This window comes from Micromonospora musae, assembly GCF_003626635.1.
Taxonomy (GTDB): domain Bacteria; phylum Actinomycetota; class Actinomycetes; order Mycobacteriales; family Micromonosporaceae; genus Micromonospora; species Micromonospora musae.
In genome coordinates this window covers 19160-45272 of the sequence record NZ_RAZT01000025.1, presented here as the reverse complement: position 1 = coordinate 45272, position 26113 = coordinate 19160, and the positions used below count along the sequence as shown (strand labels likewise).

The window sequence follows — 26113 nt, the reverse complement described above, 5'->3', positions numbered from 1 at the left end:
CGCGCCGGTGTCGTGCGGACCGTCCGTCGTCCGTCGTCGTCGTCGCCCAGCGCCGTGGTCGCGGCGTACGCCCGCGACCGTGGTGTCCGGCGCGGTTGTTCGCACCGGCCGTTCCGCCACGGTCTGCTAGACAGGGGTTGACGGGCCCGCAGACCGGCCCGCGGTGTCGGTGGGTGCCGCTACGGTGACACCCGGTCCGGATGCCGGTGCGGGAGGGGGCCGACCGATGACGACGCCACCCGAGCTCGATCGCGGAGCGATCCTGCACGAGTCCGGGGCGGCGGCCCGTCACCTCGCCCGCATCTGCTTCAAGACCGGCCCGCCGGTCCGCACCGGCGTGGAGCTGGAATGGACCGTGCACGACGTCGCCGACCCCGCCCGCCCGGTCGACCCCGCACGGCTGCGGGCGGCGCTGGGGCGGCACAGCCCGGTGACGCTCGACGAGGCGAGCCCGGCGCAGCCGCTGCGGCGCGGCAGCGCGGTCAGCCTCGAACCGGGCGGCCAGGTGGAGCTCTCGACTCCGCCGCACACCTCGATCGGCGCGCTCATCCGCGCCACCGAGACCGACATCGCGCAGGTGACCGGCCTGCTGGAACGCGCCGGGCTGACCCTCGGCGGCACCGGCATCGACCCCTACCGGCAGCCGCAGTCCGTCCTGGAGACGCCCCGCTACCGGGCGATGCGCCGGGTGTTCGACCGCGGCGGCGCAGCCGGCCGCACGATGATGTACTGCACCGCCGGCCTGCAGGTCTGCCTCGACGCGGGTGAACCCGAGCAGGTGCCGCTGCGCTGGGCCGTGGCGCACGCCGTCGGGCCGCCGCTGGTCGCGGCCTTCGCCACGGCCGATCGACACGCCGGGCGCGGCACCGGCTGGGCCTCCTTCCGCATGGCGGCCTGGCTCTCGACCGACCCGGCCCGCACCGGCCCGGTCTGGTCCCCGGCAAGACCCGACGACGACCCGGTGACGGCGTGGACCCGCTACGTGCTCGCCGCGCCGCTGCTGTGCCTGCGCACCGCCGGGCCCGACTGGACACCCCCGCCCGACGTCACCTTCGCCGACTGGCTCGCCGGTGCGCTACCGAGGCCGCCGACCACCGACGACCTCGACTACCACGTGAGCACCCTCTTCCCGCCGGTACGACCGCGCGGCTACCTCGAACTGCGCTACCTCGACGCGCAGCCGGGCCGGGACTGGATGATCCCGCTGGCGGTGCTGGCGGCCCTCTTCGCCGATCCGGCGACCCTGCACGCCGCATACCTGGTCAGCGCGCCGGTGGCGCACCGGTGGCACGACGCGGCCCGCGCCGGACTCGCCGACCGGGCGCTCGCCACCGCCGCGGCGCACCTGCTCGACCTGGCCCTCGCGGCGCTGCCCCGGCTCGACCTGCCGGCCGAGCTGACCGACGAGATCCACCGAGGCGTACGACGGCGACGAGCCGCCGCGGAGGGAGGAGACCGGTGACCGACACGAGCATCGACCGGCTCGGAACGGAGCAGCTGCGGGCCCGCATCGCGGCCGAGCTGGACCGCACCCGGGCCCGTACCGCGCTGCTGACCGAGGTGGTCGACGACGCCGACCTGATGCGGCAGCACTCGCCGCTGATGTCCCCGCTGGTCTGGGACCTCGCGCACGTCGGCAACCAGGAGGAGTTGTGGCTGGTCCGCGACGTGGGTGGCCGGCCACCCGTGCGGCAGGACATCGACGACCTCTACGACGCGTTCAAGCAGCCGCGCAAGGACCGCCCGTCCCTGCCGCTGCTGCCTCCGGCCGAGGCCCGGGCCTACGTGTCGACCGTCCGGAACAAGGTCTACGACCTGCTCGACGGGGTTCGGTTCACGCACGGGCGGCTGGTGGCCGAGGGCTTCGCGTTCGGGATGATCGTGCAGCACGAGCAGCAGCACGACGAGACGATGCTCGCCACCCATCAGCTGCGCGCCGGCCCGGCCGTGCTGCACGCGCCGCCGCCGCCCGAACCGCGGGCACCGGTCGGCGGTGAGGTGCTGATCCCGGCGGGCCCGTTCACCATGGGCACCGACACCGACCCGTGGGCGCTGGACAACGAGCGCCCGGCCCACCCGGTGGAGCTGCCCGCGTACGTCATCGACGCGGCCCCGGTGACCAACGGCCAGTACCAGCGGTTCGTCGCCGCCGGGGGGTACGACGATTCGCGCTGGTGGAGCAGCGCCGGCTGGGCGCACCGGATGGCGGCCGGGCTTTCCGCACCGCTGCACTGGCGTCGTGACGGCGACGGCTGGGCCTACCGGCGGTTCGGGCGGTGGGCGCCGGTGCGTGACGACGAGCCGGTGGTGCACGTCTGCTGGTACGAGGCGCAGGCGTACGCGAGCTGGGCGGGAAAGCGCCTGCCCACCGAGGCGGAGTGGGAGAAGGCCGCCCGGTGGGACCCGGCGACCGGACGCTCCCGCCGGTACCCGTGGGGCGACGACGACCCGGCCGCCGCGCACGCCAACCTCGGCCAGCGGCACCTGTGGCCCGCCCCGGTGGGCGCGTATCCGGACGGGGCGTCACCGCTCGGCGTTCACCAGCTGATCGGGGACGTCTGGGAGTGGACGTCCACCAACTTCCGAGGGCATCCGGGGTTCACCGCCTTCCCGTACCGGGAATACTCCGAGGTGTTCTTCGGCGACGACTACCGGGTGCTGCGCGGCGGCTCGTTCGGTACCGACCGGGTGGCGTGCCGGGGGACCTTCCGCAACTGGGACCTCCCGATCCGCCGGCAGATCTTCAGCGGGTTCCGCTGCGCCCGGGACGCTCGGCCGGAGGAGTCGCGGTCGTGACGGGGCTCCGACGGCCTCGGCCGGCCTCGCCGGAGCGGTCGGCGGTGGGCCCGGCTCCGACCGCGGGTACGGGCCCGGCCGTGGGTACGGGCCCGGCCGAGGCCCGTGGCGGAGCCGCCTGATGTGCCGACACCTCGTCTATCTCGGGCCGCCGGTCACCCTCGCGCGGTTGCTGTTCGAGCCGCCGTTCTCCCTGGTCCGCCAGGCGTGGGCGCCGCGCGACATGCGGGGCGGGGGCACCATCAACGCCGACGGCTTCGGGATCGGCTGGTACCCCGGTGACGGTGCGCCGGTGCGTTACCGGCGGGCCCAGCCGATCTGGAGCGACCCGACGATCGCGCAGCTGGCCGAAGTGACCTCGGCCGGCGCGGTGCTGGCCGCCGTCCGCTCCGCCACCGTCGGCATGGCGGTGCTCGACGACGCGGCGGCGCCGTTCTCCGAGGGGCGCTGGCTGTTCAGCCACAACGGCGTGATCCGGGGCTGGCCGGACACGGTCGTGCCGCTCGCCGCCGAGCTGCCCGTACGCGACCTGCTCACCCTGGACGCCACCACCGACTCGGCGCTGCTCTGGGCGTTGGTACGGCACCGGTTGCGCGGTGGCGCGGACGCGGCCGACGCGGTGGCCGCGACGGTGCGAGCGGTCGCCGAGGCCGCCCCCGGATCCCGACTCAACGTGCTGCTCACCGATGGCCGTGCCGTGGTCGCCAGCGTCCTCGGGCACGCGCTGTCGGTGCGCGAGAGCCCGGACGCGGTGCTGCTCGCCTCCGAGCCGCACGACGAGGAGCCCGGCTGGCGCGAACTGCCCGACGGTCAACTGGTGAGCGCCGTCCCCGGCCGGGTGCGGCTGCGCCCGCTCACCTGAGCACGCCCCCGGTGCCTGTGCAAGGTCCATCCATGGGAAGGGAAGTGCCGTCAGATGAGCGCCGAGCCGCTGGAGATCCACCTCGAGGAGCAGGACCTGGCACGGGGGCTGCGTGAGGACGTCCGCCTCGGGCTCACCGCCGACGCGAAGTGGCTGCCGCCGAAGTGGTTCTACGACGCCCGGGGCAGCGAGCTCTTCGAGGGGATCACCCGGCTGCCCGAGTACTACCCGACCCGGGCCGAGCGTGCCGTGCTGGCGCGCCGGGCGTCGGCCGTCGCGGCTTTGACCGGCGCCAAGACGCTCATCGAGCTGGGATCCGGCTCGTCGGAGAAGACCCGGCTCCTGCTGGACGCCCTCACCGACCGGGGCGGGCTGGGCACCTTCGTCGCGTTGGACGTCTCGGCCAGCGCCTTGCGCGCCTCGACCGCACGGATCGCCGCCGACTATCCGGGCCTGCGGGTACGCGGCATCGTCGGGGACTTCACCCGGCACCTGGACCGACTGCCCACCGGTGGGCGGCGACTCGTGCTGTTTCTCGGCGGCACGATCGGCAACCTGCTCCCCGACGAGCGGGCGGCGTTTCTAAGCGCGATGCGGGCCGCCCTGGAGGCCGGCGACTGGCTCCTGCTCGGCACGGACCTGGTCAAGGACCCGTCGATCATCGTTCCCGCGTACGACGACGCCGCCGGACTGACCGCCGAGTTCAACCGCAACGTGCTGCGGGTGATCAACCGTGAGCTCGGGGCGGACTTCGACCCTGCCGCGTTCACCCACGTGGCGCGCTGGGACGCGGCGTGCGAGTGGATCGAGATGCGGTTGCGCGCGGACCGGCCGATGCGGGTGCGGATCCCCGGCCTCGACCTGGAGGTGGCGTTCGCCGCCGGAGAGGAGCTGCGTACCGAGATCTCGGCGAAGTTCCGTCCGGAGGGTGTGGCGGCGGAGCTCGACGCCGCGGAGTTCGCCGGTCGGGCGTTCTGGACCGACCCGAACGGGCTCTTCGGCGTCACGCTGGCCCGAGCGGTGTGATCCGCCCGCGCGGCGCGGCGATCGCCGTCGGCCGGCGCGGCTCGGTCGTCCGCAGCAGTGGTCGGCGATCGCCCGACCGGGCCAGGGCGTTTCGACCGGACGCGATGACCCGTGCCGCAGGCGGCAGCGCCGGTCGGTTAAGCTCGGTCCCGCGAAGGGGAGTAGCCCCCAACGTCGTGGTCGACATACTGGTGCCTCGCGCATCCGGCCAGGCGGCCCTGCTTCCGGTGGGGCGGGCGAGACCTTCGACTCAGGCTGTGACAGCCGGGTCGAGGGCACCCCTGTACCTCCTCCCGGCATGATCGGGAAGGATGTCATGGAGGGATTTCTCGCCGCGCTGGTCATCAGCTTCGGCGTCATCTTCGTCGCCGAGTTGGGGGACAAGAGCCAGCTGATGGCGCTGGCGTTCGCCACGCGATACAAGCCGGTGCCGGTGCTGATCGGCATCACGGTCGCCACCGCGGTGGTGCACCTCGCGTCGGTGGCCATCGGCGTCGGCCTCGGTTCGGTGCTGCCGACGGACTGGATCTCGCTGATCGCCGGTGTCGCGTTCCTCGGCTTCGCCGCCTGGACCCTGCGGGGCGACTCCCTGACCGAGGAGGAGCGGCGTAAGGCGGAGAAGGCGACCAAGTCGGCGATCCTGACGGTCGGCGTGGCGTTCTTCCTCGCCGAGCTGGGGGACAAGACGATGCTCGCCACCATCACCCTGGCGACCCAGCACGGCTGGGTCGGTACGTGGATCGGCTCCACGATCGGCATGGTCGTCGCCGACGCGCTGGCGATCCTGGTCGGGCGGATGCTCGGTCGTCGGCTTCCCGAGAAGGCCATCCAGTACGGTGCGGCCGCGCTCTTCGCGATCTCCGGCCTCTGGCTCATCCTCGAGGCCGTCGCCGAGCTGACCTGAGGATCGACTACCCCTGCCATGGCCGGGTAACGGCCCGGGATGGACGTGGAGGGGTTCCTGCGCCACGCCGACGAGGTCCTGGTCGGCGTGGTGGAGGTGGCGGGCGCTCTGATCATCTTCGTCGGGGCGGTCCTCGCGGCGGTGCGGTTCGTGGTCGAGGGGCTACGGCACCGCACCGCCGCCATCTTCACCCCGATCCGGCTCAGCCTCGGCCGGTTCCTCACGCTCGGCCTGGAGTTCCAGCTCGCCGCGGACATTCTGCGTACGGCGGTGTCGCCGACCTTCGAACAGGTCGGTCAGCTGGCCGCGATCGCCACCATTCGGACCCTGCTCAACTACTTCCTCGGGCGGGAGATCCGCAAGGAGAAGCAGCAGGTGAGCGATGGGGAGAGCGCGTGACGACGCTGCTGGTCGGCGTGGTGACCGGGCTGGCGCTGCTCTGCGCGGCGGTCGTGCTGGTCGGAACCGGTCGGGCGCTGCTGGCGGTACGGGTGCTGCTGGACCTGCTGACCGCCGCCGGATTGCTGCGGCTCGCCACCGGCCGTAGCTGGACCGCCCTGGCCGCGGCCGCGATCATCATCGTGCTGCGCCAGCTGGTGTGGGCCTCGCTCAACGTCGCCGGCCCGTGGCCCCGCCGACAATCCCCGCCTCGCTGCGGGAGCAACGATCACCACTTACGGTTGGCGGTAGAGGCGAAGCGGGAGAAATCGGGAGGGTGACCGGATGAGCAGGCACGACGAGCCCAACGAGTACGGCTTCGCCGGCGACCCCACCGCGCCCGAACCGCCGCCGCGCGGGCAGCAGGACGAGCAGGACCGGGTCGAACAGGTGGCGGTCCCGGGCGACGATCTCACGGAGCCGGCCGCCGAGGCCCTCTACGAGGAGACCGACGACGAGCACGGGACCGAGCGGCGCCGCTGAGCCGTACCCGCGGCTTGATCGTTTTCGAGTTCATCGAAGTCGGGGACGCCCCGACTTTCCCTGAGGCGAGTCGACTTCGGCACGTCGTGCGGCGCGGTGATTTCGGGCGCCTTGCGCGATTGCCGTGATCCCCCGGGGGTTGGCGGCCTGGCGGGACTCTCCGGGGAGTGAAAGAACGCCGTCCCGACGCCGGTCGACCGCGGTGCACGACCATTCTCGCGATCTGTCGCCGCCTGCGGCGAGATCGATCGAGATGAGGCCGAGCAGCCGGGCGGCTCCGGTCTCTCATCCGCTCCGCGCTGTCGTGACGGCCGACAGGCGTCGCGTGTCGCGGCGTCCGCCTGCCTGGAAGTTCGTCCGGGTGTCGCTCCGGCCAGGAGGTGCGGAGGCCCCGACGACCCCCGTCGCGGATTCGTCACCCAGCGGCGCCGGAGGGGCGATGCGGGTCGTCCCGCAGCCGCTGTCGGGCGGTCACCGACTTTTCCACCAGCGCGCCCGATGCCGAATGGGTCTTTCCCGGGTTGGTAATTCGGGCACACGGCTCGTCACAGAAAACACATAACTCCGGACATAAGCCGCATGAGCCGCTTTAATGGTTTCACGAGTTACGGACGACCTTGGGGGTTTTCGTGAAGTTCTTTGGCGATACCGGTCCGGTACGGAGGCGCACCTGATGGACCTGCTCCGCCAACTTCGCCACGTGCGTCGGCACTGGTGGGTCGCGCTGGTCACCGTGATGGTGGCCCTGGGCGCCAGTGCGTTCCTCACCGTCCGGGCCCAGCCCCGGTACGAAGCCTCGGTGACCTTCTTCGTCACCACGCCCAACCAGGGAGTCACCGACGCCTACCAGGGTGGCCTCTTCCTCCAGCAGCGCGTCAAGTCCTACGCGGACCTGCTGACCAGCGACCGGCTCGCGCAGACCGTGGTGGCCGAGAACCCCGTGGGCCGGACCGCCGAGGAGGTGCAGCGGAGCGTCAGCACCTCGACCGAGGCCGGCACCGTCCTGCTGCGGGCGGCGGTGACCGACACCGACCAGGCCCGGGCGCTGAAGGTGACCGAGACGCTCGCGGCCAAGTTCGTCGAACTCGTGCAGACGGTCGAGACGCCGCCGGAGGGCAAGGCCCCCATCAAGATCGAGATCGTGAGCGGTCCCCGGGTCAGCTCCAGCCCCGTGTCGCCGCAGCCGGTGCGCAACCTGACCCTCGGCGGGCTCATCGGCCTGGTGCTCGGGGTCGGCCTGGCCATCCTGCGCGGCGTGGCGGACGTGCGGCTGCGCGACGCGGCCGGCCTCCAGCGGACCACCGGCAGCCCGCTGCTCGGTGAGATCCCGTTCGAGACCGGCGCCAGGTCCGCACCGCTGATCGTCGGCGAAGCGGCCAACTCGTCCCGCGCCGAGGCGATCCGCAAGCTGCGTACCAACCTGCGCTTCGTCGACGTGCACGAGCCGGCCCGGGTCATCGCCGTCACCAGCGCGCTCCAGGGAGAGGGGAAGACGACTCTCTCCTGCAACCTGGCGATCGCCCTGGCCGAGGCGGGCTGGCGGGTCCTGCTCGTCGACGCCGACCTGCGCCGACCCAAGGTCGACGACTACCTGGGCATCGACGCCGGCGTCGGTCTCACCGACGTGCTCGTCGGCGACGTCCAGGTGGGCGACGTCGTGCAGCGCTGGGGCGACAAGTCGCTGCTGGTGCTGCCCAGCGGCTCCGCCCCGCCCAACCCGAGCGAGCTGCTCGGCTCGAAGGCGATGGCGGACCTGCTGCTCGCCCTCCGCGAGTCCGCGGACATCGTCATCATCGACACCGCGCCGCTGCTCGCGGTGACCGACGGCGTCGTCGTGGCGGTCCAGGCGGACGGCGCCCTGCTGGTGAGCCAGCAGGGGCGGACCTCGCGAACTCAGGTCGCCGCCGCGTCCCGCGCGCTGCACGCCGTCTCGGTGCGGCTCCTCGGCTGCGTGCTCAACATGGCCAAGATGCCGAAGGCCGAGGCGTACCAGTACGAGGCGTACCGGGTGGTCGCCACGACGGAGTTGGCCGAGGCGCCCGCCGAGCGGCCCAAGACCGCGCGACACAGCGACAGCGGTGAGCCGAACGCCGTCAGCGATCACACACAGGAACTCACCCGGCTGCCACGATGAGCGCGGCGAGGGGTCGTATGGACCGTTCGATCTCCTCGGCGCAACGGCGGAAGTCGGCGGCGGTGCCGCCGATCGGGTCCCGAAGGTCGTCAGTGCCGGGGGCGGCGGGTTGCAGCCGCCCCCGCGCCAGGGCGGCGGCCTGGACGGCGGCGCGCAGGGGGTCGCCGGCCGGGTCCTCGGGCGGCTCCGCCGCGGCGGCGAGTCTGCCGAACTGGCGCAGCGTGAACGTCCGGTGCAGCGCCGACGGCGCCAACGCCGTGCAGACCGAGCGCTGGCGTCGCGTCGCCGTGAGCACCAGCGTGGCGTCGGCCAGGTGCTCGGCGTTCAGCCGCCGGCTGCGGAAGTCCGTCGGATCCGCACCGGTCTCCGCCGCGAGGTCGGCGGCGTACGGGTGCATCGGCAGACCCGCCACCGCGTCCGTACCCACGCTCTGCACGGTCACCGGTCGTCCGGCCAGCACCTTGCGGGCCAGGTACTCGGCCATCGGGGAGCGGCACAGGTTGGCGTGGCAGACGAAGAGCACCCGGTCGGTCATCAGAACCCCTCTCGTCGGTACCGCCGCAGCCGGTGGGACCACGACGGGACAGCGCCGGCGGTCGCTGCCGGACGCGGAGGGGTTGCCCGAATCGTACGCGCGTCCCGTGGCCGCCGGTCCTGCTGCCGCGCCGGGGCGGAGGAACCGGAGGGCGGTGACGAGCGGATGAAGATCGGGATCCTGTCGTACCACTTCCCGCCGGAGCCGGCCTTCATCCCCGGCAGCCTCGCCGAGGAGCTGGCGGCCCGGGGGCACGAGGTGCGCGTCCTGACCGGCTTCCCGGACTACCCGGGCGGGCAGGTGTACCCGGGCTGGCGGCAGCGATGGCGGCACCGGACCCGCGACGATCGGCTCTCCGTACGCCGGGTGCCGAAGTACGTAGCCACCGGGGAACCCTCCACCGGCGCCCGGATGGCGAGCTACCTCACCTTCGCCGGTAGCGCGGCGCTGGTGGCTCGGCGCTTCCTCGCCGGCATCGACGTGCTCTACGTCTTCCAGCTCCCTGCCACCAGCTTCGCGGCCGTCAGCGTGTCCCGACTGATCGGTCGGGTACCCACGGTGCTGCACGTACAGGACGTCTGGCCGGAGGACGCCGCGGGGGGTGACGGGCGGTGGACGGCCCGGCTCACCGCCGCGATGACCCGGGCCTTCCGCGCCGCGGACCGGATCGCCGTGGTCGCGCCGTCGATGCGGGACCTCGTGGTCGCCGCGGGCGCCGACCCGGAGCGGGTCTCGGTGGTGCTCAACTGGACCGACGAGCGGATCTTCCAGCCGGCGCGCCCGAGTGCGGAGGCCAACCGGCTGGTGCGCCGCGACGGGCGCTGCGTGGTGATGCACGCCGGCACGATCGGCGCCCGGCAGGGGCTGGAGACCGCGGTACGGGCCGCGGCGGAGCTGGACCGCTCCATGGACCTGGTCCTGGTCGGCTCCGGCGCGGACGAACCGCGGGTGCGGGGGCTCGCCGCGGAGCTGCGGGCGGAGAACGTCCGGTTCGTCGAGCGGCGTTCGCCGCTGGACATGCCGGACCTCTACGCCGCGGCGGACTACCAGTTGGTCATGCTGCGCGACCTGCCCGAGCTGCGCGGCACCGTCCCCGGCAAGCTGCAGGCCGCGCTCTCCTGCGCCGCGCCCGTGGTCGTCTCCGCAGGTGGGGACACCGCCGAGCTGGTGGAGCGGACGCGGGCCGGGCTCTCCTGCCAACCCGAGGACTGGGCGAGCCTCGCCGACCGCTTCTGGCTGGCCGCCACTATCCCGCCGTCCGCCCGGGTCGACATGGGACGGCGGGGGCGCGAGGCGTACCTGCGCGAGATGTCGTTGCCGGCCGGCGTGGACCGGATGGAGCGGCTGCTGCGTGAGGTGGCGCGAAACCGCGCGACAGCCTGAGTCACCCGAACGAACCTCGCCTATCGATGAAGATCCGTCGAAACGTCACGATTCGTGTGCGACGGGTGTTAAGAACAGCGGAGTAATGGGACTTCTGTCCGATTCCGGCAACGGGGAGTGTGGAGTGACGGAGAGCGAACGACCGCGGCGACGGCGCAGCCGGTCCCGCCGGCGCAGGCGAGCCCGCCTGCGCCGGGCACTGCTCGCCGCACTCGTGGCCGGATCCCTGCTGCTGCTGACCGGCGGCTGGGTCGGCTTCCGTGGCTGGCAGGCGCGGGCCCACCTGCTCAACGCCGCCGGACTGGCGCGGGAGCTCAGCGCCCAGGTCGTCGGCGGCGACGCCGAACGTGCCCAGCGCACTCTCGCCGCTCTCCAGGAGCAGGCCGGCGCGGCCCGGTCGGCGACCGGCGACCCCGGGTGGGCGCTCGGCCGGCACACGCCGTTCGCGGGCGACGACCTCGGCGCGGTCCGGCAGATCGCGGTGGGCGTCGACGATCTGGCCCGGAAGGCCTTTCCGGCCCTGCTCCGCGTCGACCTCGCCAACCTGGTCCCGAACGAGGGGCGGCTGGACGTCGGTCGGCTGCGTGCCGTCTCCGCCGACCTCACCGCCGTCAACCAGACGATCCAGCAGACCCGGCAGGACCTGGCCGAGGTCTCCGCCGGCGGCCTGGTCAGCCAGGTGCGCCAGGCCCTCACCGACCTGCGGGACGAGATCGACCGTCTGGCCACGATGACCGCGGCGGCCGACCAGGGCGCGCGCCTGCTGCCGACGCTGCTCGGCGCCGACGGTTCGCGACGCTACCTGCTGGTCTCGCAGAACCCGGCCGAGCTGCGCGCCACCGGCGGCATGTTCGGCGCGTACGCCGTGATCGAGGCGAAGAACGGCCGGGTCCAGATGGGACGGCAGGGCAGCAGCTCCTCGCTGGGGCGGTTCAACCCGCCGCTGCCCGTGCCGAAGGAGGTCCACGCGCTCTGGGCCGATCTGCCGGGCATGTATCCGGCGGACGTGAACCTGACGCCGCACTTCCCGACCGCCGCGGCCCTCTACGGCGAGATGTTCCGCCGCAAGACCGGTACGAAGGTCGACGGGGTGCTCGCCGTGGACCCCGTCGTGCTCTCCTACCTGCTCAAGGCGACCGGGCCGGTGATGGTCCCGGGCGGGGTGCCGCTCGCCTCCGACACGGTGGTGCGGACGCTGCTCAACGAGTCGTACCAGCGTCTCGAACCGGAGAAACAGGACGGCTTCTTCTCGGCGGCGGCGGCTGCGGTGTTCGACGCCTTCTTCACGAAGAATGTGGACCCGAAGGCGTTGTTGTCCGCATTTGACCGTGCTGTCACGGAACGCCGGATATTGTTCTGGAGTGCCCGCCCGGAGGAGCAACGACAGTTCGGCGACAGCCGGCTGGCCGGCGCCCTTCCGGAACAGGACACCGTGCCGACGGTCGGCGTGTTCCTCAACGACGGCAGCGGCGCGAAGCTCGGCTACTACCTGCGGCCGGCGGCCACCCTGACGGTCGGCGAATGCCGATCCGACGGGCGCCGCGAGCTCCGACTGCGGGTCACGCTCCAGTCCACGGCGCCGAAAACCGGTCTCAGTGAGTCGGTTCTCGGCCTCGGCATGGCGGGTGACCCGTACACGGTCCGCACGCTTGTCTCGATCTTCACACCAACGGGTGGGGCGGTGCTCGACGCCCGGCTCGACGGTGCCGAGACGGCGGTCGGCAGCGGCACCGAACGCAGTCGCCAGGCCGCGACGGCGAGCGTCGACGTCCGGCCCGGTACGAGTCGGACGTTGGAGGTCACCGTCCTGACCGGAAAGAAGACCGCGACCGGCGAGGCCGAGCTGTGGCTCACGCCCATGGCCACCCCATGGACCACCCAAGTAGATACCGCACCAAGCTGTGACCAGTAGGAGGGAACCAACCATGCGGCTATCCCGCATCATCATGGCACTCACGGTCGGTCTGGCCGTGGTGACCGTGCCGACGGCAGCGGGGGCGGCACAGCCGCAGCCGCCGGCGCCAGGCGTCACCACCGACCCACCGCAGCCACCGCCGTACACGCCGCAGCCGACGCTGACCGTCAACCGACCGGCCATCAACCTCGGTCAGACGGTCCTGCTCACCGGACTGGGCTTCGGTGCCACGGAGACGGTGAACATCGTCGTCACGGTGAGGCCGCTCGCGGCCCCCGCCGCGAACCAGGCGCCGGCCCGCCGCAGCGACGGCACCACCGTCGCGATGGCACCGGTCGCCTACCAGGCCGCCGCGCCGCTGACCTTCAGCGCCTACACGGACGGGAACGGCAAGTTCACCCGGAAGTACAAGCCGTCGGTGACCGGTCTGCTGACCTTCACCGCGACGGGTGCCACCTCCCGCCGCGTCGCCACCACGCAGCTGCGGGTGGACGACCCCGTCCAGCCGCCGCCGCTGCCCGTCACGGGTGACAGCCTCGGCACCCCGATGAAGGTCGGTGGTGGCCTGGTCGGCGCCGGTGCGGTGCTCCTGCTCCTGACCTTCGCGTGGCGCCGCCGTCAGCGCTTCATGGGGTCGCACTGATGCAGGACCGTCCGGGCGAAGCCCGGGCATGAATTGAAGCTGGCGCCCGTCGGACTCCTCCGGCGGGCGCCAGCTCATGCCCGCCGGCCGACTCGACCCCGCGCCGCCCACCCGGATGATCGACTCGGCTCCCTTGAGGTCCGGGGTGTCCGGGGTGGGTGGATGCGGCGACTTCATGGAGGTCGAGTGGACCTTGGGTGGGGGGTCGCTGGGTGGGGGTCACGCGGGTGTGGTGTCGTGCTCCGTCACCGTCGTGGGGCGGGCGATCGACTCGGTTTCCGTGAGGTCCGGGTGTCCAGGGTGGGTGGATGCCGAGACTCCATTGATCTTGACGGACCTTCGTCGAGGTTTGGCCGGGCGCGGGAGGTTCCTGGGCATGGGGGAGTCCCGGGGTGCGGTGTCTGGTTCGGTCACCGTCGTGGGGCGGGTGATCGACTCGGCTTCCGTGATGTCGGGGTGTCCGGCGTGCGTGGATGCGGCGACTTCATGGACCTCGAGTGGACCTTGGGCGGGTCTCGCCGGTGGCCGGGGAGTCTCCGGGGCGACGTCGCGCCTCCGTCGTACGCGTTCGCGGTTGATCGACTCGGTTTCCGTGAGGTCGGGGTGTCCGGGGTGGGTGGATGCCGCGACTTCATGGAGCTCGTGTGGACCATCGGTCGTCGGGGGTGAATCGGGCTGGTTGTTCGGTTTGTGGGAGGCCGGGTCGGGGTGTGGCTGTGGGTTGGTGGGTGGTTTGGGCGGGTGTGGGGTGTGACCGGTGGCACCCTGGGGGTGGAATCGTGGCGGGGTCGGGGGCGTTGAACACCCGCGACGGCCGAGGTAGCAGGCCCGCCGCTCGGCGTGTGGCCCGGTTCTGAGGGTGTGGGTCGCCGGGAATGGTGGCGGGCCGCCGGTCGTTGCACACCGTCCCGGCGTGGTGAAGCCCCCCGCCTCACCCCGAGACCCCGGCCCCGCGAACACCCCCGGTTCGCGCAGGCGCCGACCGACCACAGACTTTTCCCCTTTTTTGAAGCGCCCGAGCGTGGCGCTGACCTGCACACCCCCCCCGGGTGTGGGTCATCACCCCCGAAGGAGCTTTGACATGAACACGATCATGCGTAAGAGCGTTCTCGGTATCGCTGGTCTCGCGTTCGCCGGTGGTGTCATCGGTGGCCCCGTCGCCGCCCACGCCGCCACCCCGGCGGTGGATGCCAAGCCCGTCGCTGTCGTGCAGGCTGACAAGCCGGGTGTGGACAAGGGCAAGCTGATGCCCAACGGCACCCACGGCACCCAGTCCCGCATCAACCTCGACGACGAGCAGACCGCCAACGTGAAGGCGATCATCGCCGCCACGAAGAAGTCGGACATGAACGAGCGGGCCGCGGTCATCTCGATCGCGACGAGCCTGCAGGAGTCGAAGCTGCACAACCTGGGTCACCTGGGTGACGCCAACGACCACGACTCGCTGGGCCTGTTCCAGCAGCGCCCGACCTCGGGTTGGGGCACGCCGGAGCAGATCACCGACCCGCAGTACTCGACCACCGCGTTCCTGAAGGGTCTGAAGCAGGTTGACGGCTGGCAGGACATGCCGCTGACCGACGCCGCCCAGACCGTGCAGGTCTCCGCCTACCCCGACGCGTACGCGCAGTGGGAGCAGCAGGCCGCCGACCTGGTGGGCCAGTACTGGAACAGCTGACGACTACAACAACCGCAGAGCAGGACCTGACCGCTGGCCGGCACCCAACACGGGTGCCGGCCAGCGGCATCCCCGCGACCCCCGGCCGAGCCGGTGTCGCGCCGCCGCGGCCCGTCGACTGCCGCCGCCCGGTATCCGTCCGGCCGCCGGCGAGGACTGGACGGCACAGAGCCCGGACGGTATGGGGCGTGCCATCGACGGGCAGGGGAAGACGCTCGGCTGCGCGGCGGCGGAGCGTACAGTCGGGCGGTGAAGCGTACGGAAACCTGGCCGGCGGAGACCCGATCACCTGGAGTGGCCGCGGTCGATCCCGGCAGCGTGCTGTTGCCCGGTCACGACGTGCCGCTGGGGCGATACACGACGGTGCGGCGACTGCTGCCGCAGCGGCAGCGGCGGATGGTGGGCGCCTGGTGCTTCGTCGACCACTTCGGGCCGGACGACGTGGCGCAGCGGCCCGGCATGGAGGTGCCGCCGCACCCGCACACCGGCCTGCAGACGGTCACCTGGCTGCTCGACGGCGAGATCGTGCACCGGGACAGCCTCGGTAGCGTCCAGCCGATCCGGCCCGGTCAGTTGAACGTGATGACCTCGGGTCACGGCATCGCGCACTCGGAGCGGTCACCCGAGGCGCACCCGCCGGTGATGCACGGCGTCCAACTCTGGGTGGCGCTGCCGGACCCCGCGCGGGCCGGCGCGGCCGACTTCGCCCACCACGCCGACCTGCCGCGCTGGCGCGACGGCGAGTTGGAGACGACCCTGCTGGTCGGCGAGATCGCGGGGGAGCGGTCGCCGGCGGTGGTGCACACGCCGCTCGTCGGCGCGCAGTTGGAGTTGAGCGGCTCGGCGCCGGTCGCCATGCCGCTGCGGCCCGACTTCGAGTACGGGCTGCTGGCGATGTCCGGCGCGGCGGAGGTCGACGGGGTGTCCGTCGAGCCGGGGGCCCTGCTCTATCTCGGCCTGGGGCACAACCAGCTCAACCTGCGTGGCACGGCCGGCAGCCAGCTGATGCTGCTCGGCGGCGCGCCCTTCGAGGAGCCGCTCGTCATGTGGTGGAACTTCGTCGGGCGCTCGCACGAGGAGGTGGTGGCCGCTCGTGAGGACTGGTCGGCCGGCCGCCGCTTCGGCGTGGTCGCCGACGATTCGGCGCCGCCGCTGCCGGCGCCGGAGCTGCCGACCACCCGGCTCAAGGCCCGCGACCGCAGCGGTGACGTGCACGGCTGATCCGCCCCGCGACGCTCCGGCCTGCTCGGAGTCCGCCCCGCGCCGCGCAGTCGCCGCCCCACCCCGTCCGCGCCGTCTCCGGTCGCCCCGCCCCGCCCCGCGTCGTCGCCGGGCGAGTGTGACCGGTGGCGGCGCGGGTAGTCGCAGCCATGCCGATCTCCAGCATCGAGGACAAGAAGCGCCTGGTACGGCGGCTCGCCGGCAGCGGACGCGGCTTCGCCGAACAGTACGGCTTCCAGGTCACCAACAATCCGTCCAGCCTCTTCCAGCTGCTCTACCTGTCGTTGCTGCTGTCCCGGCGCGGCGACTTCCGCCGTGCGGTGGAGAGCGCGCAGGCACTGCGGGACACCGGATGGGACAGCGCCGCCCGGCTGGCCCGCTCACTGCACGAGAGTCGGGTACGCGTGTTGCGCGACGCCGGTCAGCGCGGGGACGTCGACGCGCTCGCGAACATGCTCGGGGACCTCGCCCGCACCGTCGTCGACGAGTACCGGGGTGATCTGCGCCGGCTGCGCGGCAAGGCGCACTACGATCCGCGCGTCGAGCGGAAGCTGCTCGCCGAACTGCCCGGGGTGGATGGTCAGGTCGTGGAGTTGTTCCTTCGCGAGGCGCAGGTGCTCTGGCGTGAGGTGGCTCCGGTGGCCGATCGGCGGGCGTTGGCCGCGGCCCGCCGGCTCGGGCTCGGCCGTTCCGCCGGTGAGCTGGCCGGACTCGCCGGCAGCGGCGAATCCGAACGGTTCGCCTGGCTGGTCGGTGCGCTGGCCCGAGTGGACCTGGAGAAGCGTTACGCCGAGGTAATGAGCTGAACCGACGACGTGTGCTGTCCCACAGTCGCAGGCTTTTTGACCATTCGGATGATGCGGTCTGTATGATGATCGAGGCAGTCATGCCGCGCCCGGTTCGGGCGTACTGACTGTCTGGTGGCGGGGCCCGGTTCGGGCCCCGGCCCTCCGGGCAGGTGCTGCTGGGCGCCCCAGGTCGCGGTTCGTGACCCGGGGCGCCCGCCTGCTCGGATAGCGAGCTTGGCTCCCGCGGTGCGCCGTCGCCTGACGGCGAAGTGGCGGCGGGCGGCGATCGTCAGATGCCGCGCAGGTGCTGGGACACCCGCGGGTGCGGATCGCGGGCCTGTGCCGCGCGCTGGGCGCGGCTGAGCTCCGGCGCGGCCTCGATCCCGGCGGAGCGGGCCACCTCGTTGCCGTTGGCGTAGTCCACCGGCGGCAGCGCCCGTAGCGCCTTCAGTACGTCCGGCGGTGCCCCCTCCCGCTCGGCCTCCCGGATCACCTCGTCCTTCTCGGCCGGGTAGTCCAGGCTCGACAGGTACTGCAGGACGTCGGCGTAACTCGCCATGGTGTCGGCTCCTCGGGGCATAGATCCGGTCACGACCGGCGGCGGTTACCCACCTGCCCGACCGTCACGCCGGTGCTGCGGGAAAATCACCCGGCGAGGCGCGGCCGGGAAACCGCCGAACCGGCCCAGGCACGCTCGGTCGGCGAGGCAGGTCGAAGACCCGCCGCGCGGGTCGCCCGGAGGGCGAATCCACTGTCGTTTCCGGAGCCGCTCCCCGGGTACGTGGTCTGCGACGTAGCCCGGCGAGGAGCAACCGATGAACTACGACACCTTCATCGACCAGGTGGCACAGCGGACGAGGGGATCCTCCGAGGACGCCGTCGCCCTGAGCTCGGCCACCCTCGAGACGTTGGCCGAGCGGCTGACCGGGGGCGAGGTGCTGGACCTGGCGGCGCAGCTGCCCAAGCCGTTGCAGGTGGTGCTGAAGCCCAGCCCGCGTACCGAGGCGGCCGACCGGTTCGGGGCGGCCGAGTTCGTCGCCCGGGTCGCGCTGCGCGCCGGTGTCGACGAGACCGCCGCGCGCAACGGCGCCCGCGCGGTCTTCACCACCTTGCGCGAGGCGATCACCGGAGGCGAGTTCGACGACGTGATCACCCAGCTGCCACGGGACTACCGGGAGATGGTGGAGCCGGCCATGGCGCCCGGCGCGACGCTGCGTCGCAGCGGTCTCTGAGCCGTCGGTGCACGGCGGGGCGGCACCCGGTTGACCTGGGCAACCATCGACACGCGGCGAGACCCCGGCTGGCGTGACGATTGACCCTGACCTAACCTTGAATCGGCGAGGGGAGTACTTCCCACGAACCATTCCGGTCAGTACGGCGTGCCGGGCACGCCTCGGGTGGTTGCCCACATAAGTGGGTGAAGGAGACCTCGAACATGGCACGGTGTTCGAGGAGGTCCCATGTCCGAGCTGTCGTACCTGTCCGCCGCGGAGCTGACGACGATCGGCACGCCCACTCTCTGGGCGGTGACGATCGGTGGCGTACTGGCCCTGCTGGTGCTCGACTTCCTCGTCACCCGTCGCCCGCACGAGGTCTCCCTCCGCGAGGCGATCGCCTGGTCGACGTTCTACATTGCGCTGCCGCTGGCCTTCGGCGCCTGGATCTGGAACCGCTACGACTCCGAACTCGGCGTGCAGTACCTCACCGGTTACCTCGTGGAGAAGTCGCTCTCCGTCGACAATCTCTTCGTCTTCATGCTGCTGCTGGCCGCGTTCGCCGTGCCGGCCGTGCTCGCCCAGCGGGTGTTGCTCTACGGCATCGCCGGCGCCCTGGTGCTGCGGGCCGTCTTCATCGCGCTCGGCGCGGCCGCCCTGGAGACGCTCGACTTCGCCTTCCTGCTCTTCGCGATCATCCTCATCGCTACCGCGGTGAAGCTGCTCCGCGACGCCCTCACCGGGCACGAGCAGGAGGTGGACATCAACAAGATGCGCTCGGTCCGCCTGCTGCGACGGTTCATGCCGGTCACCGACGACTACCGCGGCACCCGGATGACCGTACGGGAGGCGGGGCGGCGCGCGCTCACGCCGTTCGCGCTGGTCGTGGTGGCGGTCCTCGCCACCGACATTCTCTTCGCCGTCGACTCGGTGCCGGCCGTCTACGGCATCACCGAGGACCCGTACCTGGTCTTCGCCACCAACGCCTTCGCGCTCCTGGGGCTGCGTGCGCTCTACTTCGTCCTGCACGCCGCGCTCAGCCGGCTGGTCCACCTCAGCTACGGCCTGGCGATCATTCTGGCCTTCATCGGCGTCAAGCTCGGCCTGCACTGGGCGCACGGTATCTGGAAGGGCGTGCCGGAGATCCCGACGCTGGCCTCGCTCGGCGTCATCATCGCCGTCCTCGCGATCGTCACCATCACCAGCCTGCGCGCCACCCGGTCGCAGGAGTTACCGGAGCGCGAGGTCGTCGAGTCGCGGTGACCACCGCGGGTCACGCCCCGCCGGTTGGTCACACCGTACGAGGGAACCGTCCCGCGCCGATCGGCGTAGGTGGTAGGACTGTCTCGTGGGAATCGTGTCGCCAGGCTTCCAGGGCCGCCCCCGTTCGTCGGAGCCGGCCCTGCCGCCAGGGCAGTACCTGACGCAGGACTTTCCGGTGCTCTCCGCCGGGCCGACGCCGAAGGTCCCCCTGGACAGCTGGGAATTCGTCATCACCACCGAGACCGGCGCCGAGTACCGCTGGTCCTGGTCGGAGCTGATGTCGCTGCCACAGGAGACCCCGAAGGTGGACATCCACTGCGTCACCCGGTGGTCCAAGCTCGGCACCACCTGGCAGGGCGTCTCGCTGGACACCCTGCTCGACGGCATCGACACCGACGCGGCGTACGTGCTGGCGCACTCGTACGGCGGTTACTCCACCAACCTTCCCCTCGACGACCTGCGCGGCGGGCGCGCCTGGGTCGCGCACACCTTCGAGGGCGGGGACCTGCCGGCGGAGCACGGCGGGCCGGCCCGGCTGCTCGTGCCCCACCTCTACTTCTGGAAGTCCGCGAAGTGGGTGCGCGGCCTGCGGCTGATGTCCACGGACCAGCAGGGCTTCTGGGAGACCGCCGGCTACCACGACTACGGCGACCCGTGGCGCGAACAGCGGTACCAGGGTGACTGAGCGCGACGCCGCGGTCAGCGCGCCCGCCCGCACGCCGCTCACCTGGCGGATCGCCCGGCTGGTCGAGCGTCGGGTGGAGACCCCGACCGCGCACACCATCGTGCTCGAGGTGCCGGGCTGGCCGGGGCACCTGCCGGGCCAGCACCTCGACGTCCGGCTCACCGCCGCCGACGGCTATCAGACCGCCCGCTCGTACTCGATCGCCGGGCCCGTCGTCGACGGCCCGGGCGGGCCCCGCATCGAGCTGACCGTGCAGCGGGTCCACGACGGCGAGGTGTCCCCGTACCTCATCGACGTCTACGGCGAGGGCGACCCGGTGGAGGTACGCGGCCCGGTCGGCGGCTGGTTCGTGTGGCGTCAGCAGGAGACCGCGCCCGTCCTGCTGGTCGGCGGCGGCTCGGGGATCGTGCCGCTGATGGCGATGCTGCGGGCCCGCCGAGCGGCCGGCAGCCGGGTGCCGTTCCGGCTGCTCTACTCCGTACGCAGCCCGGAGGACGCCATCTACGCCGACGAGCTGCGCCGACGCGGCCGCGACGACCTCGGCCTGGACGTGGCGTACGTCTACACCCGCAGCGCGCCCGAGGGCTGGCGGGGCGAGCCGCACCGGATCGGGTTGGCCGACGTCAACAACCACGGGTGGCCGGCCGACCTGGAACCGCTGAACTTCGTCTGCGGCCCGACCGGGTTCGTGGAGACCGTGGCCGACCTGCTCGTCGGGTTGGGACACCAGACGCGGCGCGTGAAGACCGAACGGTTCGGGCCGACCGGCTGACCGGCGAGGAGACACCATGACCGACATGTCCTACCTGGACGGCAACATGCTCGACGCGCCCCTGCGCGAGCTCTTCGCCGTCGACCTCAGCGGGGCCATGGGCCGGTGCGAGAACTGCGGAGTGGTCGGCCCGGTGGGCGGCCTGCGCGTCTACAGCCACGCACCCGGGCTGGTCGGACGCTGCCCCACCTGCTCCCAGGTCATGCTCCGGTTCGTCCGCTCGCCCGCCTGGGCCCGGCTCGACCTGCGCGGCACCACCTTCCTCCAGGTGCCCATGCCGCTCGACCAACCGCATCCCGGACCCATGTGACCGGACCGGCGGGAATCGTGCGGGCCGTACGCCGCGGCCCGGGAACGCCGTCCGGCCCGACGCCCTGGAGACGTCCGTCACAGCGTCGCGTTCGACGCGGGGAAACCGGTGGACGCGGCGACGGCGGCTCGTCAGAGTGATCCGCCGTGAGATACCTGCGCACCGACCCACTCGTCGGCATCCGCCGGCCCCGGCCCGCCGACGAGGAGGAGTTCATCGCCGCGGCCCGACGCAGCCGCGGACTGCACCGGCCCTGGCTCGCCGCCCCCGACACGCCGCAGGAGTACGCGGCGTACCTGCGTAAGAACCGGCGCCGGGAGAACGACGGGTACCTGCTCTGCGACCGGGCCAGCGGCGCGATCGCCGGGTACGCGAACATCAGCGGAATCGTGCTGGGCGCGCTGCGCGGCGGCTACCTGGGCTACGCCGCGTTCCTGCCGTACAGCGGCAGCGGGCACGCGTCCGCCGGCATCCGGCTGGTGATCGAGCACGCGTTCACGACGCTCGGCCTGCACCGGCTCGAGGCGAACATCCAGCCCGGTAACGAGCCGTCCCGGCGGGTGGCCCGCAAGCTCGGCTTCCGCATGGAGGGCTACTCGCCCGACTACCTCTTCATCGAAGGGGCGTGGCGCGACCACGAACGCTGGGCGATCACCGCGAAGGGCTGAGCCGCCCCGGCCACCGGCCCGTGGTGGGCCCGACCTGGGCGGCTCGGTCGTCGGCCGGTTCAGCGACCCGGTCCGCGTGCCTCCTTCGCCTGCACGGTGAGGCGTTCGAAGCGGCCCTGCTTCTGCTCGACCCGTCGCCGCTGCCGTGCCGTGAGCTGCTTACGTCCGCTCTGTCGCAGGTAGTTCGGCTGCCGCTGGTCGTTGGACATCGGCATGCTCATCACGCCGCCCCTTCCCGTCGGCCGGTCCGCGACCACCATCGTCGCGCGCGTCCGGGTGAGCCGGCCCCACCCGGAACGGGTGAGGCCGGCCCCGCCGCGTGCGTGCCGCTCAGCTGCCGGGGCGGGGGAACGCCACCGGACTGCGCAGGCCGTCCCGGCCCACCGCCCGTACCCCGAAGAAGACGTTGTCCTTGGACAGGTCGATGGTCACCTGCGTGACGTCGCCGACCGGGATCACCTTCTGCCACTCCGCCGCCGTGGTCTCCCGCCAGAGCACCTCGTAGCCGACCAGGTCGGGCTCGGTGCCACGTTGCCAGCGCAGGGTGGTGTTGTTGGTCAGGTCGGTGGTGACGATGATCGTGCCCTTCGGCGTGCCGGGCGCCTGGGCGAGCGACCAGAGCGCGGCCCCGTTCACCCGGGCCACCCGGGTGATGTAGCCGAAGTCGCAGAACTCGGGCAGGTCGCCGTACTGCTTGCCGTCCACCACCCGTACGTCCTGGTGCTGGTGGGCGAAGTCCTCGTGCGGCTCGGTGAACCGCCCCGCCGGCCAGCCCTGCTCCAGGAACGAGATGTGGTCGCTGCCGCGCAGGTAACGGTCCCGGCGGTAGATGACCCGGACCTCCATGCCGGTCGCGCTGTTCTCGGCGACGTCCTTGACGAAGCGGGCGAGCTGTCGCGACGCGGAGTCGTTCTCCCCACCGACCGACCGGCGGGTGTTCGCCTCGCCCGGCGTCTCCGCGGTCGGCACACCCTCGGCGAAGAGCCGTACGACGCGCGGGTCGCGGGTGCCGTCGTCGGCCCTGCTGCTGCCCACGATGTCGTCGCTGAACATGCCCTGCACGTCCGCCCCGGCCGCCTTGAGCTGCTGCGCCAGGTGAGCCGAGCCGTAGAGGCCCTGCTCCTCGGCGGCGACCGCCGCGAAGACGATCGTCGCCGCCGTGGGGCGGGTCGCCATCAACCGCGCCAACTCCATGACCACGGCCACGCCGGACGCGTCGTCGTCCGCGCCCGGGGCGTCACTGACCCCGTCCATCACGTCGCTGGCCCGAGAGTCGTAGTGGCCGGTCACCACGTACGTCCGGTTCGGCGAGGAGTCGCCGCGCAGGGTCGCCACCACGTTGGTGATCCGGGTCGGCACCGGGATCCGCGACGCCGGCTGCTGGATGTACGACTGGAGTTCGACGGTCATCCGGCCGCCGGAGGCGGCGGCGTACTCCCGCATCCGGTCGTAGATCCAGTCCCGGGCCGCACCGATGCCGCGCTCGGGGTCGTTCTGCGCGGAGAGGGTGTGCCGGGTCCCGAACTCGGCGAGCCGGCGGACGATCGCCTCGATCCGACGTTGGTCGACCGCGCGGAGCAGGTCGCGCAGCTCGCGGTCCGGGGACTGCGGGCGTGCCGGGTGCCCCGGACCGGACGGATTGTCGCCGCCGGAGGCGGCGGCCGGCTCGGCGAGCGCGGGTACGGCCACGGCGGCGGCGGTGGCGGCGGTGGCGGCGGACAGGAAGGTGCGGCGGGTGGGCCTCGTGGACCGGGTGCCGCTGTCGTCAATTCCCATGACCGCATCCTCGCCATCGACGGCGGTGTCTGTCTATATCGTCGGGCGTGGATGCGCCGGGGTTCCGGTGGGACTCGTCCGACCTACCCGGGTCACGCCACGTTTGTCCCGCGTGTCGGCGGGAACGTGATCGCAATGACGAAGCCTCGTGTGGTGATCGTGGGGGCCGGGTTCGCCGGTTACCACGCGGCGAAGACCTTGAATCGGCTGGCCGGCAGCCGGGCCGAGATCGTGTTGCTGAACTCGACCGACTACTTCCTCTACCTTCCGCTGCTGCCCGAGGTCGCGGCCGGCGTGGTGGAGCCCACCCGGATCGCGGTGCCGCTCACCGGCAACCTCGACGGCGTCCGCGTCATCATCGGCGAGGCCGACGAGGTGGACCTGCAGAACCGCTGGGTGGGGTTCACCCAGCCGGAGGGGGACCGCAACCGCGTCGCGTACGACCGGCTGGTGCTCGCCGTCGGCAGCGTCAACAAGCTTCTGCCGATCCCCGGGGTGACCGAGTACGCGCACGGCTTCCGTGGCCTGCCCGAGGCGCTCTACCTGCACGACCACGTGATCCGGCAGATCGAGCTGGCGGAGCAGGCCGAGGATCCGGCCGAGCAGCTGGCGCGGGCCACCTTCGTGGTCGTCGGCGCCGGCTACACCGGGACGGAGGTGGCCGCCCACGGCCAGCTCTTCACCGACGCGCTGCACGCCCAGCGCCCCCGGCTCACCCAACGCCCCCGGTGGATGCTGCTCGACGTGGCCCCGCGCGTGCTGCCGGAGCTGGACAAGCGGATGTCGGTGACCGCGCACCGGGTGCTTCAGCGTCGCGGTGTCGACGTGCGGATGGGCACCTCGGTCGCCGAGGCGACCGCGGACGGGGTGAAGCTCACCGACGGCGAGTACGTGCCGACGTGCACGCTGGTCTGGTGCGTCGGGGTCCGGCCGGATCCGTTCGTCGCCGAGCTGGGACTGCGGACCGAGCGGGGCCGGCTGGTGACCGACGAGTACCTCAACGTGCCGGGCTTTCCGGAGGTGTACGCCTGCGGGGACGCGGCGGCGGTGCCGGACATCACGAAGCCGGGGCAGATCTGCGCCATGACGGCGCAGCACGCCCAGCGGCAGGGGAAGCTGGTCGCCCACAACATCGCCGCCTCGTACGGGCAGGGGCGACGCCGGCCGTACCGGCACCACGATCTCGGCTGGGTGGTCGACCTCGGCGGCAAGGACGCGGCGGCGAACCCCTTGAAGGTCAACCTGGCCGGCCTGCCGGCGAAGGCCGTCACCCGCGGCTACCACCTGCTGGCGATGCCCGCCAACCGCACCCGGATCAGTGCGGACTGGCTGCTCGACGCGACCCTGCCCCGCCCGGCGGTGCAGCTCGGGCTGATCCCGGCGAACGCCGTGCCGCTGGAGAGCACCACCCCTGAGGTCCCCACCCGCCCCCGCTGACGACGCGGGTGCACTTTCGCGGAAAGAGTGGCTGTTCCACGCGGAATGGCCACTCTTTCCGTGAACGAGGGCGCACTCGCGGGGGGCGCGGGGAGGGAGTGCCGCCGGGTCAGCCGTCTGGGCGGGTGGGCTCCGGCGGGACCCGGCGCAGGGGCAGGTACTCGCGGAGCAGGATCCGCACGATGCCGGCGGCGGGGATGGCCAGCAGCGCGCCGACGAGCCCGGCCAACTCGGCGGCGAGCAGGACGCTGATGAGCACGGTCAGCGGGTTCAGCCGCACCGACCGGGACAGGATGACCGGCTGCAGCAGGTGGTTCTCGATCTGCTGGTAGATCACGAAGAAGACCAGCACGATGATGCCGGCGGTGGTGGAGTGCAGGAACGCCGCGCCGATCGCGATGATCGCGCCGATGGTGGCGCCGACCAGGGGGATGAGGTCAGCGATCGCCACCAGCAGGGCGATCACCGCGGCGAACGGCACGCCGGCCAGCAGCAGCACCAGGAACGTCGCCAGGCCGCAGATCAGGCTGATCACCAGGTTGCCGGTCAGGTATCCGCTGACGGTGCGGGAGACCTCCCGGCCGATGCGCTGCCACCGCGCGCCGCGCGCGTCACCGGCTGCCGAGAAGGTGGTGCGGATGATCCGCGGGGCCTCCAGCACCATGAGGTACGCGAGGACGATCACGGTGGTCAGCCCGAAGACGCCCTCCGCGACGCCGCGGATGACCCCGACCGCCGGCTGGCGCAGCCGTTCGCCGTACTGTCGGATCTGGTCGGAGTGGTTGGCCAGGTAGTCGCGCAGCCCGATGCGGTCCAGCATCCGCCCCACCACGCCCCGCCCGGCGCGCGCCTCGCGCAGCAGCTCGGGGGCCCGCTCGGTGAACCGGACCAGGTCGTCGACGAGCGGCACCACGATCAGCGCCGCCAGCGCGGCGAGGACGACGAAGGTGATCGTGAAGACCAGCAGCGTGGCCAACGCCCGGCGCCGGAGCAGTCGGCGCTGCACCAGGTCGACGAGGGGCTTGAGCGCCACCGCGAAGAAGGCCGCGATGACGGCCCAGATCAGGATCCGGCGGGTGGACCACAGGAACGCCAGCGCGAGCGTGGTGCCCAGCAGCAACCCGATGACGACCAGCGCCCGGCGGGCGGTCCTGCGGTCGTCGGCGTCCCTCATCCGGCGCGGCT

General features: G+C 72.3%; 27 protein-coding genes. 22 read left to right on the top strand and 5 right to left on the bottom strand.

All coding sequences use genetic code 11. From position 1 onward, the window contains the following. The first annotated feature begins 226 nt into the window (after positions 1-226). From egtA to D7044_RS31690, 9 genes are all read left to right on the top strand, one after another. Positions 227-1462 (top strand): ergothioneine biosynthesis glutamate--cysteine ligase EgtA, encoded by a 1236-nt coding sequence (egtA, locus tag D7044_RS31730; RefSeq protein WP_120691090.1) that lies wholly within the window; start codon positions 227-229, stop codon positions 1460-1462. Then, a complete protein-coding gene (gene egtB, locus D7044_RS31725; RefSeq protein WP_120682239.1) occupies positions 1459-2796 on the top strand; it encodes an ergothioneine biosynthesis protein EgtB in 1338 nt (445 codons plus the stop codon). The genes egtA and egtB overlap by 4 nt, the downstream gene beginning before the upstream one ends. 121 nt (positions 2797-2917) lie before the next feature. Beyond that, a complete protein-coding gene (gene egtC, locus D7044_RS31720; protein WP_120682241.1) occupies positions 2918-3658 on the top strand; it encodes an ergothioneine biosynthesis protein EgtC in 741 nt (246 codons plus the stop codon). Positions 3659-3712: 54 nt separating this feature from the next. Then, a complete protein-coding gene (gene egtD, locus D7044_RS31715; RefSeq protein WP_120691089.1) occupies positions 3713-4684 on the top strand; it encodes an L-histidine N(alpha)-methyltransferase in 972 nt (323 codons plus the stop codon). A 316-nt stretch (positions 4685-5000) separates the two neighbouring features. Then, on the top strand, positions 5001-5588 hold the full coding sequence (locus tag D7044_RS31710; RefSeq protein WP_120682245.1) for a TMEM165/GDT1 family protein: 588 nt from the start codon (positions 5001-5003) through the stop codon (positions 5586-5588). Between the two features lie 39 nt (positions 5589-5627). Then, positions 5628-5987 (top strand): DUF1622 domain-containing protein, encoded by a 360-nt coding sequence (locus tag D7044_RS31705; RefSeq protein ID WP_120691088.1) that lies wholly within the window; start codon positions 5628-5630, stop codon positions 5985-5987. Continuing rightward, positions 5984-6307, top strand: a complete 324-nt coding sequence (locus tag D7044_RS31700) for a hypothetical protein (RefSeq protein WP_199716852.1) — start codon at positions 5984-5986, stop codon at positions 6305-6307. The genes D7044_RS31705 and D7044_RS31700 overlap by 4 nt, the downstream gene beginning before the upstream one ends. Positions 6308-6311: 4 nt before the next feature. After that, positions 6312-6509, top strand: a complete 198-nt coding sequence (locus tag D7044_RS31695; protein WP_120682249.1) for a hypothetical protein — start codon at positions 6312-6314, stop codon at positions 6507-6509. A 673-nt stretch (positions 6510-7182) separates the two neighbouring features. Continuing rightward, entirely contained in the window at positions 7183-8643 is a 1461-nt protein-coding gene (locus D7044_RS31690; protein ID WP_120682251.1) for a tyrosine-protein kinase domain-containing protein, read from the top strand. Here the strand turns inward: D7044_RS31690 and D7044_RS31685 are convergent. After that, positions 8624-9178 carry an arsenate reductase/protein-tyrosine-phosphatase family protein gene (locus tag D7044_RS31685; protein WP_120682253.1) on the bottom strand — a complete coding sequence of 185 codons (555 nt, stop codon included), beginning with the start codon at positions 9176-9178 and terminating at the stop codon, positions 8624-8626. The genes D7044_RS31690 and D7044_RS31685 overlap by 20 nt on opposite strands. 165 nt (positions 9179-9343) lie before the next feature. On the opposite strand from D7044_RS31685, the gene D7044_RS31680 reads away from it, so the two are divergent. The 6 genes from D7044_RS31680 to D7044_RS31650 all read left to right on the top strand — a co-directional run bounded on the left by D7044_RS31680 (position 9344) and on the right by D7044_RS31650 (position 16821). After that, positions 9344-10561 carry a glycosyltransferase family 4 protein gene (locus tag D7044_RS31680; protein WP_120682255.1) on the top strand — a complete coding sequence of 406 codons (1218 nt, stop codon included), beginning with the start codon at positions 9344-9346 and terminating at the stop codon, positions 10559-10561. Between the two features lie 124 nt (positions 10562-10685). Next, positions 10686-12473, top strand: a complete 1788-nt coding sequence (locus D7044_RS31675) for a DUF4012 domain-containing protein (RefSeq protein ID WP_233563471.1) — start codon at positions 10686-10688, stop codon at positions 12471-12473. Between the two features lie 13 nt (positions 12474-12486). Next, positions 12487-13119 (top strand): hypothetical protein, encoded by a 633-nt coding sequence (locus D7044_RS31670; protein ID WP_120691087.1) that lies wholly within the window; start codon positions 12487-12489, stop codon positions 13117-13119. A 1081-nt stretch (positions 13120-14200) separates the two neighbouring features. Then, positions 14201-14794 (top strand): hypothetical protein, encoded by a 594-nt coding sequence (locus D7044_RS31660; RefSeq protein WP_120691085.1) that lies wholly within the window; start codon positions 14201-14203, stop codon positions 14792-14794. A gap of 249 nt (positions 14795-15043) precedes the next feature. Beyond that, on the top strand, positions 15044-16015 hold the full coding sequence (locus D7044_RS31655; protein WP_120691084.1) for a pirin family protein: 972 nt from the start codon (positions 15044-15046) through the stop codon (positions 16013-16015). Between the two features lie 149 nt (positions 16016-16164). Next, the gene (locus D7044_RS31650) at positions 16165-16821 is read left to right on the top strand and encodes a hypothetical protein (protein ID WP_120682419.1); all 657 of its coding nucleotides are present in this window, start codon (positions 16165-16167) and stop codon (positions 16819-16821) included. 271 nt (positions 16822-17092) lie between these two features. Here the strand turns inward: D7044_RS31650 and D7044_RS31645 are convergent, their stop codons facing one another. Beyond that, on the bottom strand, positions 17093-17362 hold the full coding sequence (locus D7044_RS31645; protein ID WP_120691083.1) for a DUF2795 domain-containing protein: 270 nt from the start codon (positions 17360-17362) through the stop codon (positions 17093-17095). A 256-nt stretch (positions 17363-17618) separates the two neighbouring features. Between D7044_RS31645 and D7044_RS31640 the strand changes: the two genes are divergently transcribed. The 6 genes from D7044_RS31640 (at position 17619) to D7044_RS31615 (ending at position 21715) form a co-directional block, all read left to right on the top strand. Beyond that, complete coding sequence (locus tag D7044_RS31640; RefSeq protein WP_120682415.1) at positions 17619-18035, top strand: DUF2267 domain-containing protein; 417 nt, start codon at positions 17619-17621, stop codon at positions 18033-18035. Between the two features lie 228 nt (positions 18036-18263). Then, positions 18264-19280, top strand: a complete 1017-nt coding sequence (locus tag D7044_RS31635; protein WP_120682413.1) for a TerC family protein — start codon at positions 18264-18266, stop codon at positions 19278-19280. A 94-nt stretch (positions 19281-19374) separates the two neighbouring features. Further along, positions 19375-19965 (top strand): sulfite oxidase-like oxidoreductase, encoded by a 591-nt coding sequence (locus D7044_RS31630; protein WP_199716855.1) that lies wholly within the window; start codon positions 19375-19377, stop codon positions 19963-19965. Next, positions 19958-20737, top strand: coding sequence for a ferredoxin reductase (locus D7044_RS31625; protein ID WP_120682408.1), 780 nt, complete (start codon positions 19958-19960; stop codon positions 20735-20737). Before D7044_RS31630 ends, D7044_RS31625 begins: the two co-directional genes overlap by 8 nt. Positions 20738-20753: 16 nt before the next feature. Further along, positions 20754-21047: a DUF6510 family protein gene (locus D7044_RS31620; protein ID WP_120682405.1), complete on the top strand. Its 294-nt coding sequence runs from the start codon at positions 20754-20756 to the stop codon at positions 21045-21047. Positions 21048-21193: 146 nt separating this feature from the next. Then, positions 21194-21715 carry a GNAT family N-acetyltransferase gene (locus tag D7044_RS31615; RefSeq protein ID WP_120682403.1) on the top strand — a complete coding sequence of 174 codons (522 nt, stop codon included), beginning with the start codon at positions 21194-21196 and terminating at the stop codon, positions 21713-21715. 59 nt (positions 21716-21774) lie between these two features. Here the strand turns inward: D7044_RS31615 and D7044_RS32520 are convergent, their stop codons facing one another. Both D7044_RS32520 and D7044_RS31610 read right to left on the bottom strand, forming a co-directional pair. Continuing rightward, positions 21775-21936, bottom strand: coding sequence for a hypothetical protein (locus D7044_RS32520; protein ID WP_158609395.1), 162 nt, complete (start codon positions 21934-21936; stop codon positions 21775-21777). A gap of 109 nt (positions 21937-22045) precedes the next feature. Continuing rightward, positions 22046-23491 (bottom strand): M20/M25/M40 family metallo-hydrolase, encoded by a 1446-nt coding sequence (locus tag D7044_RS31610; RefSeq protein WP_120691082.1) that lies wholly within the window; start codon positions 23489-23491, stop codon positions 22046-22048. A 135-nt stretch (positions 23492-23626) separates the two neighbouring features. Here D7044_RS31610 and D7044_RS31605 point away from each other — a divergent pair, with 135 nt between their 5' ends. Beyond that, positions 23627-24928: an NAD(P)/FAD-dependent oxidoreductase gene (locus tag D7044_RS31605; RefSeq protein WP_120682399.1), complete on the top strand. Its 1302-nt coding sequence runs from the start codon at positions 23627-23629 to the stop codon at positions 24926-24928. Positions 24929-25037: 109 nt separating this feature from the next. Here D7044_RS31605 and D7044_RS31600 read toward each other — a convergent pair whose 3' ends face one another. Beyond that, a complete protein-coding gene (locus tag D7044_RS31600; RefSeq protein ID WP_120691081.1) occupies positions 25038-26102 on the bottom strand; it encodes an AI-2E family transporter in 1065 nt (354 codons plus the stop codon). Positions 26103-26113 lie beyond the last annotated feature (11 nt).

Coding starts and splice junctions, on each gene's coding strand:
- D7044_RS31685 (WP_120682253.1), bottom strand. CDS start 9,178: ATGACCGACCGGGTGCTCTTCGTCTGCCACGCCAACCTGTGCCGCTCC.
- D7044_RS31680 (WP_120682255.1), top strand. CDS start 9,344: ATGAAGATCGGGATCCTGTCGTACCACTTCCCGCCGGAGCCGGCCTTC.
- D7044_RS31710 (WP_120682245.1), top strand. CDS start 5,001: ATGGAGGGATTTCTCGCCGCGCTGGTCATCAGCTTCGGCGTCATCTTC.
- egtC (WP_120682241.1), top strand. CDS start 2,918: ATGTGCCGACACCTCGTCTATCTCGGGCCGCCGGTCACCCTCGCGCGG.
- D7044_RS31635 (WP_120682413.1), top strand. CDS start 18,264: ATGTCCGAGCTGTCGTACCTGTCCGCCGCGGAGCTGACGACGATCGGC.
- D7044_RS31670 (WP_120691087.1), top strand. CDS start 12,487: ATGCGGCTATCCCGCATCATCATGGCACTCACGGTCGGTCTGGCCGTG.
- D7044_RS31610 (WP_120691082.1), bottom strand. CDS start 23,491: ATGGGAATTGACGACAGCGGCACCCGGTCCACGAGGCCCACCCGCCGC.
- D7044_RS31695 (WP_120682249.1), top strand. CDS start 6,312: ATGAGCAGGCACGACGAGCCCAACGAGTACGGCTTCGCCGGCGACCCC.
- D7044_RS31620 (WP_120682405.1), top strand. CDS start 20,754: ATGACCGACATGTCCTACCTGGACGGCAACATGCTCGACGCGCCCCTG.
- D7044_RS31640 (WP_120682415.1), top strand. CDS start 17,619: ATGAACTACGACACCTTCATCGACCAGGTGGCACAGCGGACGAGGGGA.
- D7044_RS31600 (WP_120691081.1), bottom strand. CDS start 26,102: ATGAGGGACGCCGACGACCGCAGGACCGCCCGCCGGGCGCTGGTCGTC.
- D7044_RS31690 (WP_120682251.1), top strand. CDS start 7,183: ATGGACCTGCTCCGCCAACTTCGCCACGTGCGTCGGCACTGGTGGGTC.
- D7044_RS31660 (WP_120691085.1), top strand. CDS start 14,201: ATGAACACGATCATGCGTAAGAGCGTTCTCGGTATCGCTGGTCTCGCG.
- D7044_RS31605 (WP_120682399.1), top strand. CDS start 23,627: ATGACGAAGCCTCGTGTGGTGATCGTGGGGGCCGGGTTCGCCGGTTAC.
- D7044_RS31645 (WP_120691083.1), bottom strand. CDS start 17,362: ATGGCGAGTTACGCCGACGTCCTGCAGTACCTGTCGAGCCTGGACTAC.
- D7044_RS31705 (WP_120691088.1), top strand. CDS start 5,628: ATGGACGTGGAGGGGTTCCTGCGCCACGCCGACGAGGTCCTGGTCGGC.
- egtD (WP_120691089.1), top strand. CDS start 3,713: ATGAGCGCCGAGCCGCTGGAGATCCACCTCGAGGAGCAGGACCTGGCA.
- D7044_RS31650 (WP_120682419.1), top strand. CDS start 16,165: ATGCCGATCTCCAGCATCGAGGACAAGAAGCGCCTGGTACGGCGGCTC.
- D7044_RS32520 (WP_158609395.1), bottom strand. CDS start 21,936: ATGAGCATGCCGATGTCCAACGACCAGCGGCAGCCGAACTACCTGCGA.
- egtA (WP_120691090.1), top strand. CDS start 227: ATGACGACGCCACCCGAGCTCGATCGCGGAGCGATCCTGCACGAGTCC.